At 57.5% G+C, this 17,760-nt stretch carries 7 protein-coding genes; 4 read left to right on the top strand and 3 right to left on the bottom strand.

What is annotated here, in order from left to right; all coding sequences use genetic code 11:
• Positions 1 to 80: 80 nt before the first annotated feature.
• Together ONV78_RS16215 and ONV78_RS16210 are read right to left on the bottom strand one after the other, a co-directional pair.
• Positions 81 to 12,947, bottom strand: a complete 12,867-nt coding sequence (locus ONV78_RS16215) for an Ig-like domain-containing protein (protein WP_279504616.1) — start codon at positions 12,945 to 12,947, stop codon at positions 81 to 83.
• Positions 12,948 to 13,011: 64 nt separating this feature from the next.
• On the bottom strand, positions 13,012 to 13,833 hold the full coding sequence (locus ONV78_RS16210) for a sulfotransferase (RefSeq protein WP_279504615.1): 822 nt from the start codon (positions 13,831 to 13,833) through the stop codon (positions 13,012 to 13,014).
• A gap of 404 nt (positions 13,834 to 14,237) precedes the next feature.
• On the opposite strand from ONV78_RS16210, the gene ONV78_RS16205 reads away from it, so the two are divergent.
• Genes ONV78_RS16205 through ONV78_RS16195 form a run of 3 tightly spaced genes read left to right on the top strand, consistent with a single transcriptional unit; the run spans position 14,238 to position 15,851 of the window.
• Complete coding sequence (locus ONV78_RS16205; protein WP_279504613.1) at positions 14,238 to 14,753, top strand: tail fiber protein; 516 nt, start codon at positions 14,238 to 14,240, stop codon at positions 14,751 to 14,753.
• A 21-nt stretch (positions 14,754 to 14,774) separates the two neighbouring features.
• A complete protein-coding gene (locus ONV78_RS16200) occupies positions 14,775 to 15,302 on the top strand; it encodes a tail fiber protein (RefSeq protein WP_279504611.1) in 528 nt (175 codons plus the stop codon).
• Positions 15,303 to 15,320: 18 nt separating this feature from the next.
• Positions 15,321 to 15,851 carry a tail fiber protein gene (locus ONV78_RS16195; RefSeq protein WP_279504609.1) on the top strand — a complete coding sequence of 177 codons (531 nt, stop codon included), beginning with the start codon at positions 15,321 to 15,323 and terminating at the stop codon, positions 15,849 to 15,851.
• 51 nt (positions 15,852 to 15,902) lie between these two features.
• On the opposite strand, the gene ONV78_RS16190 is transcribed toward ONV78_RS16195, so the two are convergent.
• Entirely contained in the window at positions 15,903 to 16,814 is a 912-nt protein-coding gene (locus ONV78_RS16190; RefSeq protein WP_279504608.1) for a LysR family transcriptional regulator, read from the bottom strand.
• A 94-nt stretch (positions 16,815 to 16,908) separates the two neighbouring features.
• On the opposite strand from ONV78_RS16190, the gene ONV78_RS16185 reads away from it, so the two are divergent.
• Positions 16,909 to 17,688 carry an NAD(P)H-dependent oxidoreductase gene (locus ONV78_RS16185; RefSeq protein WP_279504606.1) on the top strand — a complete coding sequence of 260 codons (780 nt, stop codon included), beginning with the start codon at positions 16,909 to 16,911 and terminating at the stop codon, positions 17,686 to 17,688.
• Positions 17,689 to 17,760: the final 72 nt, after the last annotated feature.

Below are 17,760 nucleotides of genomic sequence, written 5' to 3'. Positions count from 1 at the left end.
CACTATAGCCGCCCTTCTTCCTCTCCAGCATCCACTGTAAGAGGAAAAAGGCCAGTCCCCCTTCAAAGCTTGGCGATGGATCAATACCCCTTAAACCGCCAGACCGCCCCTACTCCCAGCAAGTCCACATGCTGGCCATCGAAGAATGCGCGTTTCAGGCGTATGGAGGCGTCGATGTTTTTGTGGAGGCGGTAGTTGAGGCCGAGGCCCAGTATGGGGTCGGTGTCGCCTTTGAGGTCGGGATTGATGTCGGCGCCGCTGAGTTGGATGTCGCCTTCCCAGAGGAACAGTCCGACTTCCGCTGAGAGGGTGATTTGTTCCCGCACGGGCCATAGGAAGCGGTTGGAGAGCGTCCAACCGGAACCGCTGACGGGGTAGTGCTTTTCAACGGCGTTTTTGAGCGCTTCCGAGGTCAGCGCGCTGGCGCTCATGCTGACTTTGACGTTGCCGAGATCCAGAAAGCCGATTTCCGCCGCCATATAAGGGTGATAGCGATAACCGGCGAGGAACTGATAGCCGTAGCGGGAGACGTCATAGTTGTTGATGCTCACTGTAACGTCTTCGCTTTCCAGGCCACGCTTGAACTCTCCCGCCTCCTGAGAGCCGCCGGCGTGATAAGCGCCAAACTCAAGATATCCGCGGTCCATCAAACGCCCCTTCATGGCCTCCCAGTCCGCCGCCTGGGAGACGTCAGGCGCCCCCAGACTGATCATCAGAAACGCAGCCAGGACTGACGCGCGTAATTGCAGGTAGCGCCGGGACAGGATGCTCAGCCCCAGCAGCGCTAACAATAGCGTCCAGTTAATAGCGCCGCCACCGGAACCGCCACCCTCGCTATCAATGTCGGAAGGCGTCCGCTTGTCCACCGCCACAACGCCAGGGTCTTCCACAGCGGCGTTGACCAGTCCATCCGCATCGTTGGGTCCGCCATCTTCGATGGTCAATTGCAGACAGTAATATCCACTGATCAGTCCTACTTCCCAACTGTCGTCTCCCGGAGGCGGACAATACCCAGGATCTCCAGGCGCGGAGTGCAGCTCGTTGTTAGCGTCGACCACAAAAGTCGTCCAGTTATTGTTCTGGAACTTCCGATAGACGCCGCCCTCCGGCAGCGGTTCGTCTTGCGGCAACACGACGCGAACGCTTTGACCCAGTGTGGCCAGATCATGCACTTCGAAGTCGAACACGCCGCCCTGGGGCTCAAACAAGTCGTCCGTGCTGATATCCGGCAGCGTCTGCAATTCCTCCGGCTCCAGGCGCGCGCCGCCGTTGGAGCCCAGGATGGCGAATTGCCCCAGGCGACAACGCACGCCAGGGTCGCATTCCACCAGATAAGAGTTGGTTTCCCGCGCTACTTCCGGCAGTACGTTGGTGGCGGTGATGTTATCCAGATAATCCGGTATGCCATCGTCGTCACCGTCAGCAACGCCCTCTTCCGCGTCATTCACGCCATCGCCGTCCGTATCTACCGTCGGGTCAAGCGTTGGCAGCGCTGCAACTACCCGGAAATACAACTTGGCTTCATCAGTGGCGTTGCTGGCGTCCGCGACGGTCAGCTGCGCTTTATAGCGACCGCTGGCGAGACTGGCGGGACTGAACACCAGTTGAGCGTTGCTGGTATTGCCATCTGTATCCACCAGGGCGTTGTCCGTGGCGCTCCAGTTGTAGGTGTGCGTGTCGCCCGGGTTCGGATCAGTGACCGTCGCAACAACCGTTACCGGCCCTCCGTCAGGAGTGACCTGGATGGTGTCCACGCCGTTTTGACGCAGGCGCAGCGTGACGTCAGGCGCCACATTGCGTTCAACAATGGTGATGACATGCCTGATTTTCGCGCCGGCGTTGATGTCGTAGATATTGGTCGGATCGTAACCGCCCGCCAGATCTTCCGCATTGGTGGTGCGGTCATCCAGACGAATAATCAGGCGTTCATCATTCTCCGTAATGCTGTCAGCGGTAAGCGCAATGCTGACGCTGGCCTCCGTCTGCCCGATATTGCCGGACTTGGTGAAGGTGACACTGCCGTCGACGAGATTATGATCGCTGGAAGAAGCGGTGCTCAGACTGTCGATGACGTAAGGAATCGTCAGCGGATAGAACGGCGACTGTCCATTCAGAATCACTCTGAACTGTACGGTGGCGCCCTCTACGCTGATCTGATCCTTATTCACCGACACCAGCGGACGAATGTTGACGACCTGGGTGGCGGTCGCCGCATTGCCTTTACGGTCCACGCCGCGATAGGTGATGAGATTACGTCCTGGCGGCAGCAATACTGTATTGTTCAACAGTCCCTGCGCCCGCACGCTGCAGCAGTCGTCGCCATCCACATTGTCCGTCGCCAATACCGCAAGCATGGCTTCCACATCGGCGTCCGAAGCATTGGATGACAGACCCAGCATCTTCCGCAAAGTAACCGGCGTATAAAGGGCGATCGCGTCGATAGTGATGTCTTCCGGCGCGACCACCACCGGCGGCGTAATATCGACATAATCGTTAGCGTCATTCGGGTTGGTGTTGTCCACGAACTCCTGATAATTGCTGATGGTGTCTCCATCCAGGTCTCCAGCGGCATCGCTGCTGTCGAAAGGATTAAAGCCATATAGCAACTCGAAGCTGTCGCTCATGCCGTCGTTGTCGTCGTCCGTATCGACATCGTTGGCGATGCCGTCTGTATCGTTGTCGCCAATGACGGTGATGCTGAACGCCGCCAGGGACGCAGAGGCCTGTCCATCACTGACGCTCAGGACAATGCCGTTGTAGACGCCGGCGCTGCCGACAGCAGGCGTTCCAGTCAATGCGCCCGTCGTTGCGTTCAGACTCAGCCAGCTCGGCCGGTTCGCCGCAGTCACCGTCAGAGCGCCGCTGTCTATATCCGCTAGCGTTGGCGTGAAGCTGTAGGCCTGCCCTTCAAGGAGAGAGGTCACTGCCGTTCCGCTGATCGTCGGCGCGTCATTGACCGGCGCAATCGCGATAGTCACCGTCGCAGTGTTGGAGCTGTCGCCTCCGTCATCTTTCACGCTGTATTCGAAACTGTCAGAACCGAACACATTGGCGTCAGGCGTGTAGGTCAGCGTGCCGTCGCCGTTGTCCGTCACCGCGCCTTTGCCTGGCGCGCTTTCGATACTGATGGCGGAGGCGTCCAGTACGCCGTCCACATCCTGGTCGTTATCCAGAATCTCGATCACTACGGCGGTGTCTTCATTGGTGGTTGCGCTGTCGTTATTGGCGAGCGGCGCGTCGTTCAAGGAGCCGGTTGTCAGCGTCACGGTGGCGGTATTCGACAAGGCGTCGCTGTCGTCCTTCACACGATATTGGAACTGATCCGTTCCGCTAAATGTCGAGGACGGCGTATAACTGATAGCGCCAGTGCTGACATTAATATTAACGACGCCATGCAATGGCGCCGCCACGATTTCCACCGTCGCGGGCTGCAAGACTCCATCCACATCCATGTCATTGGCCAATACATTGATCGCATGCGCGCTGACTTCCAATATTCTCGCTGCATCATTCTTCGCGACCGGCGCATCATTGACACTGTTAACCGTCACCGCGACTGTGGCGATATTGGAAGCAGAGCCGCCGTTGTCCTTCACAATATAGGTAAAGCTGTCCGCGCCATGGTAATTCTCTTCGGGCTCATAACGTATGACGCCGGTAGTGGCGTTAACCGTTGCGGCGCCGTGAGACGCGTTCGCTATAAGCGTAACGGTGGACGCTTGCAACACGCCGTCTGAATCGGTGTCGTTATCCAGCACAGCAATATCGACGGCCGTATCCTCATCCGTCGTCGCACTGTCATCGGCGGCATTTGGCAAGACGTTGGAGCCATTTACGTTGACGATGACTATCGCCACATTCGACAAAGCCCCCTGCTCGTCTTTCACTGTGTAGGAGAAACTGTCGCTACCGCTAAAACCAGCAACCGGCGTGTAGTCGATCTTACCTGCGTTTACGACCGCAGCGCCCTGTGAAGGCGTGGCGACAATCGTCAGCGTGGTCGCATCCACCGCGTCATCAATATCGGTATCATTAGCGGCGACATCTATGGATACAGGCGCGCCTGTATTAGTAGCTGCGACATCCGCCACCGCTATCGGCGCATCATTGACCGCTCCTACCGTAATGGACACCAAGGCCGCAGCGGAAACGCCACCATGCACATCCTCTACGGTATAGCTAAAGCTGTCGGCGCCGTTATAGTCAGCCTCGGGCTCATAGACGACGACACCGGAGGCTACGCTCACCTTGGCGACGCCATGGCTCGGGGCGGTAGTCACGAGAACGCTGGCAGGGTTGATCTGGCTGTCCTCATCTGTGTCGTTGTTAAGCACCTTGATGGATACGGCGACATCTTCATCTGTCGCCGCCGTATCCGCCGTTGCTTCCGGAACATGGTTGCCGACGGTGAAAGACAATCCGCTGGTCAAGCCGGCGTAGGCGTTGCCCAGAGTATCGGTCAATGCTTCCGCGCCGATGCGCACATAGTAGCCCTGGTTTGGCGTGAAATTATCCGTCGGATCGACAGTGACTGTGGCGCCGCTGATAACCACCTGAGAAGAGCTGATTTCAATCGCCTCCACCAGCACATCGTCGGCGGAGCGATAGAGGCTGATCTGTGTCGCAGACCCGCTGCCTGTCGCTACATCCTCATCGAAGGTCAGGGACAGGGTCGCGTTATATTCCACATCCACCGCGCCGTTGGCCGGCGTTGAGCTGGAAAGCGTGGGCCCGCTACCATCGTAACTGAGGCTGAACTGAGTCGCCGCCGCGCTATTATTGCCAGCGTTATCCTGGGCCGCGCTGGCGGCGATATCCAGGGTGACGGAACCATCCGCGGTCGGTGTAACCGTGACGCTGTAGTTACCACTACCGTTATCGGTAAACCCACTCAAACTCGCGTTGCCGGCGACGATATCGCTGACTGCAAATCCGCTCACGGTTTCGCCGAATGCGATGGTGGCGGAGAACGCAGCGTTAGTTGGATTGCTGGCGGAGGAGCTGATCACCGGCGTCGGCGCTGTGCCGTCGTAGACGATGCTGAACTGCGTCGCCGCCGTGTTGGCGTTGCCGGCGGTGTCCTGAGCCACGCTGGCGGAGATATCCAGGGTGACGGTTCCATCTGCGGATGGCGTCGCCGTCACGCTGTAGCTGCCGCCGCCATTGTCAGTGAAACTGCTCAGGCTGGCGTTGCCGGCGACAATATCGCTGACCACGAAGCCGTTGACAGACTCGCCAAAGCTTATGGAAACGGTGAACGCCGCATTGGTCGGGTCAGACGCCGTGCTGCTGAGACTCGGAGTCGGCGCCGTGGAGTCCAGTGTGGCGGCGGCGGTCTGCGCGGCGCTGACGTTGCCGCTGGCATCCGTCAATGTCACGGACAGCGTCAACGAACCATCGCTCAGTCCGGACAGGCTGGCGAGAGTGATGCTCTGGCTTGCGCTGCTCAAGGTTCCAGAGCCAGTCACGGCGGTACCACCGCCACTGGAAGTCACGCTGTAGTAATACTCTGAACCCGTTTCGCCGGAGGTAAATACAAAGGTGCTCGCACTGGCTTCGCTGGCGTTGATAAGCGTATCGTTGAAGGCCACCGAGAACCCGGAGGGCGCGGTGGAGTCAACCGTGAAGCTGGTCAGGGTCAGCGCCGCACTGGCGTTGCCGGCGGCGTCAGTCACTGTCAGCGTGCAATCGGAATAGGTTCCATCCGCGAGGACGCTGCTGTTATCCGTCCCTGTCAACGTGATTGTCTGAGTTCCCGAGGGCACGGCGCCTTCCGCTGCGCTGCCGCAACTCCCGCCCACCGCCAGGGTTCCCGCCTCGGTAGTGGAGAAACCTACATTCGGAGTGGTGTCGGAGGTCGGCGTCAACACGGCGGTGGTTTCCGCCAGCGTCGGGGCCGTCGCATCCAGCGTGGCGTTGGCGGTTACGGCGGTAGCGGCGTTGCCGCTGGCGTCAGTGACCACCACAGACAGGGTCAATGTCCCGTCGGAGAGTCCACTCACATTCACCCCGGTCACCTGCTGTGTCGCACTGGTGAGTGAGCCGCTTCCTGTCACGTTGGTTCCACCACCAGAGCTGGAAATGCTATAGCTGAATGTCGCGCCCACCTCCGCACTGGCGAAAGTGAAGCTCTGACTGGCGGCCTCCGTGGCGTTGATTGTGCCATCGTCAAAACTGACGCTGTGTCCGCTGGGCGTTGTTGTATCCAGCGCTGCGGTATTAGTGACAGCAGTTGCGGCGTTGCCGGCGGTATCCGTCAAAATGACGGACAAAGTCAGGGTTCCGTCAGCAAGTCCGCTCAGATCCAGACTGGTGATTTGCTGGCTGGCGCTGGCGATGGTTCCGTTTCCGGTAACCGTTGTTCCGCCGCCAGAGCTGCTGATGCTGTAGCTATAGCTCGCGCCCACCTCCGCACTGGCGAAAGTAAAGCTCTGGCTAGTGACTTCACTGGCGTTAATTGTGCTGTCGTCAAAGCTGACGCTATGTCCGCTGGGCGCTGTGGTATCCACAGTGAACGCCGTAATCGCCAATGCCGTACTGGCGTTGCCGACCGCGTCAGTGACGGTAACGGTACAGTCGCTGTAGGTTCCATCCGACAACGCGCTGCTGTTGTCGGTCTGCGTCAGCGTAATGCTGTGATTGCCCGTACTGCCGAGATTTAATGAGCTGCTGGTGCCGCAACTGCCGCCCAGACTGAGCGCTCCTGCTTCATCTGTGCTGAAGGTGATATTGGGCGTATTGTCATTGGTCGGCGTCGTAACCGGCGTGATCAAACTCAGAGTCGGCGCCGTGGTGTCAATCACCAGCGCTTTGTTGGCGCCCAAGGAATTCGTCGCGCCAGGAGTGGCCAAAGTCAGAGTCGCTTCGTTACCTGCGTCATCGACAATAGACCCGCCATTCAGGCCAAGCGCGCCGGTTCCTGTGTAATCCAGATCCGTACTGGTATCGCCGGACTGCACGGTATAGGCGAAATTCAACGTTGAGCCGCCGGAACCGGAGGCATAATTGACATTTTGATCGGTTGCGCCGGTTTCTAACTGCAATTGCGGCGTGCCGGAGACGAACACGGATTGGTCGAACAGGATTTGGATAGACACGCCATCTCCCGCTTTATAAGACCCGTTGGCGGTTGACGAGGTAACGGAGGAAACTGTCGGCGCCTGGGTATCCACGGTCGCATTGCTGGTGTCCGAAACGAAGGCGGTGTTGCCCGCGTTGTCCGTAGCGGTCACGGAGATATTCAGATTACTGCTGTCGATAGCCCCGGCGACCAGCGTGTAGGTCGCCGTCCAGGTGTCGCTGCTGTTGGAAGCGCTGACTGAGGCCCCGCCGCCAAAGGCGGTGAAGTTCACGGTCACAGTACTAATGGTGTCGCTATTGTTGTCGCCCGTCGCAGCGGTGTCGTTCCAGGTTGCCGTGACGATATCGCCAATCTTGTAGGCGCCGCTGGTTCCGGTAGCGCCCGAGATAGAGACCTTGGCGTCGGTCAGCGTCGGCGCAACATTATCCACCGTGACATTATCCGCGCCAGCGGTGGCTTTGGTGTTGCCGGCATTGTCGGTAGCGGTGACGGTGACATTCTGGTTTGTCGCGTCGATGGCGCCGGAGAGAATGGTGTAGGTCGCCGTCCAGGTGTTAGAGATGTTGCTGGCGGCGACGGAAGAGCCGCCAAAGGCGGAGAAGTCGACGCTCACGCCACTGATAGTGTCGCTGTTATTCTCTCCGCCGCTGGTATTGTTCCAGATGGCGGTAACGATATCGCCAGTTTTGTACGCGCCGCTGGTTCCAGAGCCGCCTGACAGGGAGATATTGCCGGAAGTCACCGTCGGCGCGACATTGTCCACCGTCGCGTTGGTGGTGTCAGATGTGGTTTTGCTGAGACCGTCTACATCCGTCGCCGTGACGGATACATTCAGGTTGGTTCCGTCAATAGAGCCGGACGTTATCAGGTAGGTCGCGGTCCAGGTATTCGCCGAATTGCTGGCGGCGACGGAAGAGCCGCCGCCGAATGCGGAGAAGTTAACGGTTACGCCAGTGATATCGCCATTGTTATCGCCGGAACCCGTGTCATCCCAGGTGGCGGTGACGGTATCGCCAATTTTATATGCGCCGCTGGTTCCAGAGCCGCCAGAAATGGAAATCTTGGCGTCGGTGACGGTGGGCGCCACGATGGAAAGCGTGGTGTCGTTGCCACTGGAGCCGAGATAACTCACGGTCAGCGGCAGGCCATTTAGCGTCGTGGATTTATCCCCTTCCGACAGCCCGTTGAAAATACCGCTGACCGCGTCGCTGGCGTCGTTATTGATGATCACGAAACTGTCGCCGCCACTGCCGGTGTAACTGCCGATGACGCTCAAGGTTCCGCCCAGGGTCACTGTCCCGGTGACATTGTATTGATCATAGCTGGAGCCGGCGGAGGTTCCGTTGATGCGCGTCACCAGTGTGCCGCCGCTGTTCACGGTGAGGCCGTTACCCAGGGTGAGATCGCCGGGGGAGCTTCCTATCTGCAGCGTACCGCCGCTGTTCACGGTCACCAGACCGCTGATGGAGCCCTCGCCCTGTAATGTGGTTCCACTGGCGACGCTGACTGCGCCTCCGACCGCGCCGCTGACATCCATGGTTCCAGCGGACAGCGCAATAGACCCGGTATTGGTGTTGGTTGCGCTAAGCGTCAGCGTTCCTGCACCGGTTTTAGTCAGTCCGCCTGAGCCGCTGATCACGCCGGACCAGGTTAACGCATTGGCGTGGCTGATCGTCCCATTGCTGGCCCCTAGACTCAGAGCGTTGTCGACCGTTACCCCGGACCCGGTCACGATCAGTGAGCCGCCATCCAGCGTCAGCGTACCTGATCCGAGATTGCCGTCTCCGGCGATACTGACGCTTCCTGCGGTGACGTTAAGCCCGCCTGTCTGGGTCTGGGCGCCGGACAGCGTCAATGTTCCTGCTCCGGATTTGGTCAGGGAGCTGGAGCCGCTGATTACGCCGGACCAGGTAATATCGTTGGCGTTGCTTAGCGTAGCGTCGCCACCCATGACCAGATTGTTGGAGATAGTTACGCCAGACCCTGTCACAGTCAAAAGGCTACTGCTGTTTAGCGTCACACTGCCTGATCCCAGATTAGAGCTATCTGTGACGCTTAAACCGTTTGCACCGCTAACCGTGGCTCCGCCGGAGAAGGTGTTGGTTGCCGATAGAGTCAATGCAGGACCGCCGGTTTTAGCGAAACTTCCGCTTCCTGAAATGACGCCGGACAGGACCTTGGCGCCACTTACCGCCCCGACTGTACCGCCTCCGGCCCCAAGGGAGATGGCGTTATCAACGGTAAAGGTTGCGCCGGTCAGGTTCAACGTACCGCTATCCAGCGTAATGGCGCCGCTGGAGAGATTGCCGTCACTGGAAACCGCCAGCGTTCCCGCCGAGACAGTGATCGCGCCGCTGAAAGAAGCAGAGTTCCCCGTATTCGACAACGTCAGCGTTGACGCGCCGGTTTTCGTCAGTGCGTTGGAACCCGACAACAAGCCGGAGGCAGTGACACTGTTGCTGACGCTGAATGTGCTGTCCGCCGCGACATTGATGGCGTTGTTGATCGTGGTCGATCCAGTCACCGTCAGCGTCCCTCCGTTCAACACCAGCTGCCCGCTTCCCACATTGCTGTCGGACGCGATGCTGAGCGCGCCTGCGCTAATCGTGGTGGTGCCGCTATAAGTCTGAATTCCCGTCAGCGTCAGCGTGCCCGCACCGGTTTTGCTCAGGCTGCCGGTTCCCGCAAATATGGTTCCGATGGACCCAGTATCGCCGCTGCCGTTATTCATTGTCAGCGTGACGCCGCCGCCCAGGGTCAGCGTTCCACCGGAGATAGTCGCGCCGGTGGCTGAATCCAGATCCAGAGTCAGGCTCTCCGCCAGACTGGAAGCGGATGTGGCGGATATCGTCTGCCCCGCCATGGTGCTGGCGAGAATCAGGGTTTGAGTGCCGGTTCCGTCCGCATTGGCGATGGCGATGGCTTCGCTGAAACTCACGCCATCGGTCTGATCGATAGAGGCCGTATCCGTGGTGTTGGTGATGTAGATGCTGTCGGATTGCACAGTGGCGTCCGCAGTGGTGGATTTGGAGCCATCGCTTAAGGTGAAGCGGACCGAGGCGTCTCCTCCAGGCGTATCATTGCGATAGGTGACCCGGCTCATGACGTCCGACACCAGCGCCGTCGTCGCGGCAGTGCTGGAACTGTTAAACGTGATCGACAGGACGCCATTGGCGTTGGTGAATGAAGCGAAGGTTTGCCCCGAGGATTGCAAATCACTCCCATTGACCGAAAACGCAGCGCCGCTGCTGGTGTCAAACCCGAACAGATCGCTGGTAACGGCGCCGCCGACCCGCTGCACAGTCAAGGTTCCGCCGGAATAGTCTCCATTGCCGCCATTGAGCGCATCCAGCTCCGTATCGCTGCCGCTGGCGTCGCCGCCGGAGTCGAGATTCACGGTTGCGCCTACGCCAGCCCAGGAGACGGAATCGCCGTTTAGATTGGAGATGACGGGGGCGTTGTTGGTGGTGGAGGTGATGGAGGAACTGTTCGCGCTGCTCAACCCGCCAGAGGTGGCTTTGAGCGCAATGGTATCGGTGGCCCCGCCATTAGTGTACTGCAACGCCAGGTTGGTATAAGTGGCGGAGCCGCTGCTGGGCGTGAGAGTCACCGTAGTTCCGGAACCGTCGCCATCGCCGGTTCCCGACATGCTGTTGACGGTCCCATCCAATATGCCATCGTTGGGGTCCGTCACGCTGAGGACGATATCCGTGCTATAGCCGACATCCAACGTACTTGAGCCATCCACCGCCTGCACCACCGGAACCGTGGTAAAGCTGGTGGAAGAGCCGCTATCAATACTGGTCGGCGCCGGCTGCGTGGAAAATCTCAGTTGGGTCGCCACCACGTCCGAAGTAACAGTGCTGGAAGTCCCATTGCTGAGCCCGGAGGCAGCGGCGGTCAAAGCGAAGTTTTCCTGGTCTGCAGTGGCGGTGTAGGCCACGTTTGTGAAAGTGGCCACACCGCTGACGGGGGTCTGCGTGGTGGTTCCAGACAAGAAGCCGCTGCTGGATTCCGACAGGCTGATGTCGCTGGCGTAATCCACATCCACGTTGCTGAAAATATCCGTCGCCGCCACGACCGGCTGCGTGGTCAGCGCAGAACCTGAGGTGGAGCCCGCTGGCTGCGTCGAAAACGTCAGCTTGGACGCGGTGATATCCAGGGTTGTGCCGGAACCATTGGTGACGGCGCTTTGACCGCTCGCCATCTGCGTGCCGGATGACCCCACCACAAGATCGCTATCGCCATCCACACTGAGAATAACGGTGTGGTCTTCGGTTAAGCCTGTAGGCGTACCGTAATAACCACTGACCGTGTAGGTTTCGCTGCTGTTGTCCGCAACGGAAATGCTCAAGCTGGAGAAAGTGACTGTGTCCGAGGCGCCGTTGTAGCTGCCGGCGACGAAACTGGCGTCATTCCCGTTCAGTCGCCAGATGATATTGCCCCGCTCCGTATCCGAGCTGGTTCCAGTGACATTCAGGACAACCTGGCTGACCGTCATGGGCAGGCCATCCCCGCCCCCGCCATCCGTCAGGGTGAAGTCAAACAGATCCACCGCCTCCCCGGAGGTGTCCACGGTGGAGCTTAACCCCACAGGTTCCGTGACGACGGCGGAGGCGGTCAGGGTTCCGTCGGAATCTTTCCCGGATTGCAGATTGGTGAGAGCGATATTATCCAGCTTCACCCAGTGCATGGTGGTGCTGTCGGAATACTGGATCGTGAAGCTGGTGATGTCCGTCCACTGGGCGCCGGAAAAGCTGATCGTGGTTCCCGAACTGGCGCTGACCGGGCCGGATGAATCCTGGGTTCCGCCTTTGCTGGAGGTAATCCTGATCGTTTTGGTGGGGGCGCCAAAGCCCTGATAGATATAGATGCTGCTCAGGCTGAAAGTTTCACCGCCGGTGAAATAAACGCTGGTTGTGGTTTGCAAAGACGTGTTGGTGGAAACGTAGACATAGCCAGTGTTGTAGTTGTACAGGTCTTTGGAGCCACTGCCGCCGGATTTAACTTTGATGGTGTATGAGGTGCCGCTGATCGTGTAGCTTTTGGCGTTGGCGTAACCGGTCGGCATATTGCCCAGGGCCAGCGTACCGCTGAATGGCAATACCGAGGTGTAATCCACCATCGCGATAGAATCGAAACGCGGCCTGGTTTTGATGTCGCCTTTTTTGATTTCCAGGTCCCAGTCGCCGCCCAGTCCTTCCGCGCCAGTGAGATCGTTGGAGGCGGCGACGTCCACATGCGCGGCGGCGGACACCAGCTCCAGCAACGCCTCCCCTTTTTCACTCTGCGCCAGATTACAGCCATAAAACATGACGTCCGCGCCATCCTTCATCGCCCGATCCATTGTCGCCAGCGTGTTGATCTCCTGGCTTAGCGCCTCCTTGTTGACCACAGAATCGCCGAGGTAAAGCGCCCCATCCTGGGCATGGGAAAAGATATGCAGGGCCTCAAGGTTGCGATAGCGAGACAGGATCGCCGTTAACTGAGCCAGACCGCTCTCCCCCTCGCGCAATACTTCAAACGCCACGCCCGCCGCCCGCTTTTCGTAGATTCGATGCTTCTCAGGCACGGCGGCGTCGATAATCACCAGTTCTTTGGTCGCCGTGGCGTTGGCCAGCTCCAGTTCGTCAGCCGTTGAGCGTGGCGTGGGAGCGCGCTCCCATCCCGCCGACAACGCATTTCCGACAGGCAGCGCCGCAGCAGAACCCTGCGCCAGCAATCCGGCATAGGAACCGCCAGAACTTCCCCGCCGTCCGCCCTGATAGGAATACCCACCGCCTGCGCCCAAGCCCGCATGTGAAGCGCCGCTCAGTCCCAGGGAAACAAAGACAGAGGTTAATCCATTCAGCAGAAATCTATTCATAAGTCTGACTCGCTATCGGACATCGCAGATGTCCGTGTTATCCATAAGTCTTCGCCTGACGCCGCTATTGCTTGGGCGCGATGCAACTCGCATTGGTCCCGGAGGTATCAAGCCAAAACGCCAACTCACTGTATTTCTTGAAAAGATCGGGGGGCAAAATGCTGGGCCTGGGGCGAAACTCCACTTTTTTCTTCACCCGGTGCAGACCTTTTACGCCGATGGCGTGATCAAACTCATCAGCGTCGAATTCAACGTGGTCGAAATCATGGGGGAACTCTCGCTGTTCAATGAACTGATACAGGAGAGACATGGTTTTCTGGGGGTACTGGGTCAACAGATCATAGTCGATCAATAACAGCCGGTCGGACAACTCGCCATAGAACGCTTCTTTCAGCGCCGTCAACGCCATGCCGACCGAACCGCTTTCCGCGGCGAGCGCTTCACATCGCGTATAAACGGTCTGTCGGCTCTGCGGATTAAACATGCGGCTGTATTCAAACGGATTGGAGCGACACACCCTTTCAAAGCTGTCCATAACCCACGCAGGATTACGCACACAGCAGATCACTTTGAAGTTATCGAACAGCTCCACCAATTGATGCAGACGGGCGGGCCACATGCGATTGGTGTCGAAAATCAACGCATAGTCCGCATTCGGCTGATAGTAGGCGTCAAAAATCCCCCTGCAGATCCGCCTGCGCCGGTTTTCGTCAAACAGCGTATAGAACTCCGACTCCGCTCCCATCTGTTCCAGACAACCACTCATCAGCGCACAAATCGGACTACTGATAGCGGCGTAAAAACGGGGATTTTGTCTGAGAATAGCGGATAAAAGCGTAGACCCCGACCGGGGCAATCCTGCAATGAAATGAACCTGACTTTCCATGAAATTAATACTGTCTCCCAACCCAGGACCGAGATGCGGCCTCTCTCCAGAGAGGACTTCCAATCCATCTCAATCTGATTTTTATTGTGTTCAGAATATGATCAAGTATAGAGCACTCAGGTATTTCGCAAGGAGGTGAGCCCAAAAGAAAGAAAAGTGAGCGAGAGTGTGAATGGGAGATAGGGGGCAAGACCAACATGCATTTTGAAAACGTAGTAACCAGCGCTTGAACATGCCTGAGTCTGACTTTCTTGCTGCTTAAAAAAACGTCAACTAATCTTCCCTTTACGCATTTCCTTAAATGCAGACCATTCCGGCTGTTTAGTACTCTCGATACCAACCTGTTGGCTGGCGTCCTGTCGGCGCAGCAGGGCTGTACAAGGATCAAACAAGGAGACGCCTCGATGACTCCGTATATCGGACAAATAAGCATGATGGGATTTGGCTTTCCGCCTGAAGACTGGGCGCAATGCGATGGCCAGATCCAGCAAATCACCCAGAACCAAGCGTTATTTGCGCTCATTGGCACGCGTTTTGGCGGCAATGGCACATCAACCTATGCGCTACCAGACCTACGAGGCCGAACGCCGGTCCACATCGGCGCAAATTACTCCCCTCAAGTAGGCTACGCCGCAGGTTCGGAGCAAGTCACTTTGACGCCAGCCACCATGGCCGCTCACACCCACCCTGTTTACGCTTCTTCGTCTCCCGCAGATAAGGGAGGACCTAAGAATGATCGCATCCTGGCCGAGACGCCCGACATATACTGCCCTGCGAGTAATTTGATAGCCATGAACGCCGGAGCTGTCAGCTTTAATGGGAGCAATAATGGAAGCGTTACTCCTCATAACAACATGCAGCCATCTTTAACGATCAATTTCTGCATTGCGTTAAACGGCGTTTTTCCTCCACGTAACTAATAACGGCGACGGAGATGCATCATGTCAGAATCTTTTATTGGTGAAATCAGAATATTTGCAGGCATCTATTGCCCACAACAGTGGAGCTACTGTAAAGGTCAGCTCCTTGCAATCTCCCAACAATCTGCGCTTTACAGCTTACTCGGGACTAACTACGGCGGTAACGGCACTACCAACTTCGGCCTGCCAGACATGCAAGGCCGCGCGCCACTACACTATGGGACAGGACCAGGCCTGACCGCTAGAGGTTTGGGGAGCACCACCGGAGTCGAAACTGTAACTCTGACGATGGATAATATCCCCTCTCATACACACGCATTACAGGCGTCTAACAATGCGGTGACAACCAATGTCAGCCCATCGGGGCAAGTGACAGGGGTTACCGACGTCAGTTTTTATACAACGCCGACAGCACCTACAAGTATCACTACCTTGTCGCCACAGGCGGTTGGAGACAACAACGGAAACGGGGCTCATTCCAATATGATGCCCTATCTCGCGCTCGCTTATATTATTTCCCTGTCCGGGACTTACCCAACCCGCAATTAATTATAGGAGCAAGGAGCCATGTCTGAACCATTCTATGGCGAAGTACGCATGTTTACATATCAATTTGCGCCTGCCGGCTGGGCTTACTGTGATGGGCAAATATATCCAATCGCCGAAAACCAAGTTTTATTTGCCGTCATCGGCGCTACTTATGGTGGAGACGCACGTACAACAATGGGCCTTCCCAATTTAATAGGCCGAACGCCAATTGGTTGGGGGAGTGGCGCAGGGTTGACCCCCTATCAACTGGCGGCGTCAGGCGGAACTTCAACCGTTCAACTGACTTCCAGTCAAATTCCTTCCCACAACCATACGTTAAGCGCTGTGGCTGCAGCCGGGACCACCCCTGAGCCCGGGGGGCAGTTTTTCGCTTATCAAGCGGGAGATGTTCAGCCAGACTATAAACAACCGCCTCTAGGGACGCTTGTCCCAATGTATGACCAAATGCTTGCAGTCACAGGCAGCTCAGCTGGACACGATAATATGCAACCGTACCTTTCCATTCAATTTTGCATTGCGCTGAACGGAGCGTATCCTCCACGCAACTAAGCTCTTGGCGAAAATGGGCGCTGAGCGCCCATTTTCTTTCTCCTGCGGACGTCATGATTTTGTTGTACTCTCCGATCCCCTGACGAAATACTCCCGCAACCACTCATGCGCAGGGTCTCTGTGCGAGCGTTCGTGCCAGAACATGGACATTTCGAACCCCGGTATCTCCACGGGAGGTTCAACGACGCGGTATTTGTCGTTGTCGGCGACAAGTCGTGAGGGCAGCATCGCCACCAGGTCCGAGGTGGCGATGACTTCTCTCAGAAACAGGAAGTGAGGCACGGAGAGTACAACGCGACGCTCCAAGCCGGACTCCGCCAGCTGTTCGTCCGTAGTGCCATGAAATCCGCCTCCATCTTTGGAGACAATGACATGCTCCAGTCGGCAGAACTGATTGAGCGTCGGCTTGCGCTTGAGTTTTGGATGGCCTGCGCGCCCCACCAGCACATAGCGCTCTTGAAACAACGCCCGTTGATGCAACCCTCGCGGCGCGTCCTCCGTCGTGTGAAAGATCAGGTCGATCTCCCCTCTCTCCGCCTGTCGGGCGAGCATGGCGGGCACGATATCCAGCACCGCCAGCCTTGAATCAGGGGAGACCTCACGTAAACCGGGAAATGCTGGCTGTAAAACGGTTGACTCGCTGTAATCCGAGGCCGCGATGCGCCAGGTATGACTCGCAACGGAAGGGTCAAAGTCGCGAGTTGGCGCAACGGCCTCAGCCAAAGACGCCAACGCCAGACGCAGCGGCTCGCGCAGCTCTTCCGCTCTCGCCGTGGGACGCATGCCACGCGGCCCTGGCAATAGCAGCGGGTCGTCAAAGTATTCCCGTAATTTGGCGAGATGGATGCTGACGGAAGGCTGGGACAGATGCAGCCGCTCTGACGCCCGAGTCACATTGTGCTCCGTGAGCAGCACATCCAGCGTCAGCAGAAGGTTTAAATCCAATCTGTGGAAATTAATCACAACAATACCTGGAATTTCAGAAATTCATTTCAGCAATACCTTAGCACTCCTTATTCTGAGTGAACACAATCTTCACGCTATGTAAGGAGCTGTAATGAAAGTTCTACTGGTTTACGCCCATCCAGAGCCAAAATCCTTGAATGGTTCAATCAAAGACTTCGCTGTCCGCCGTCTCGAAAACGCGGGTCATGAGGTTCAGGTTTCCGATCTTTATGCGATGAACTGGAAAGCAGCGCTGGATGCCCAGGACAACACCGCGCGGAATCCGCAAGACCGCTTTAATCCGTCTATGGATTCCAAAAGCGCCTTCGAGAATGGCGTTCAGAGCAAAGACATCGAAGCGGAGCAACAAAAGCTGCTCTGGGCTGACGCCGTCATTCTGCAATTCCCGTTATGGTGGTTCTCCATGCCCGCCATCCTAAAAGGCTGGATCGACCGCGTGTACGCCTACGGTTTCGCCTATGGCGTGGGAGAGCATTCAGACTCCCACTGGGGCGACCGCTACGGAGAAGGAACCCTGGCGGGAAAACGCGCCATGTTGATCGTCACGGCGGGAGGCTGGGAATCCCATTACAGCCCGCGAGGCATTAACGGCCCCATCGACGACATTCTGTTCCCCATCCAGCACGGTGTCCTATTTTATCCCGGTTTTGACGTGCTGCCGCCCTTCGTCGTCTATCGCACCAGCCGCACCGATGACGACACATTCTCCAACATCTGCGACCAACTCGGACAGCGACTCGACACTCTTTGGAGCACTCCACCCATCCCCTATCGCCAACAAAACAAAGGCGCTTACCGAATTCCAGAGCTGACGCTGCAACCAGAAATCGCGCCGCAGGCGACGGGTTTTTCTGCGCATGTAGGTGAGTGATTTCAACATGGCGACGATATGACTTAATAACCAAGCGCATGGATGCGCCAGCTCGGAGAGGAACAGTGAGTG

Source organism: Hahella sp. CR1, from assembly GCF_029813005.1.
Classification (GTDB): Bacteria; Pseudomonadota; Gammaproteobacteria; order Pseudomonadales; family Oleiphilaceae; genus Hahella.
The sequence above is the reverse complement of the archived record's forward strand: the minus strand, read 5'-3'. Positions and strand labels throughout refer to the sequence as shown.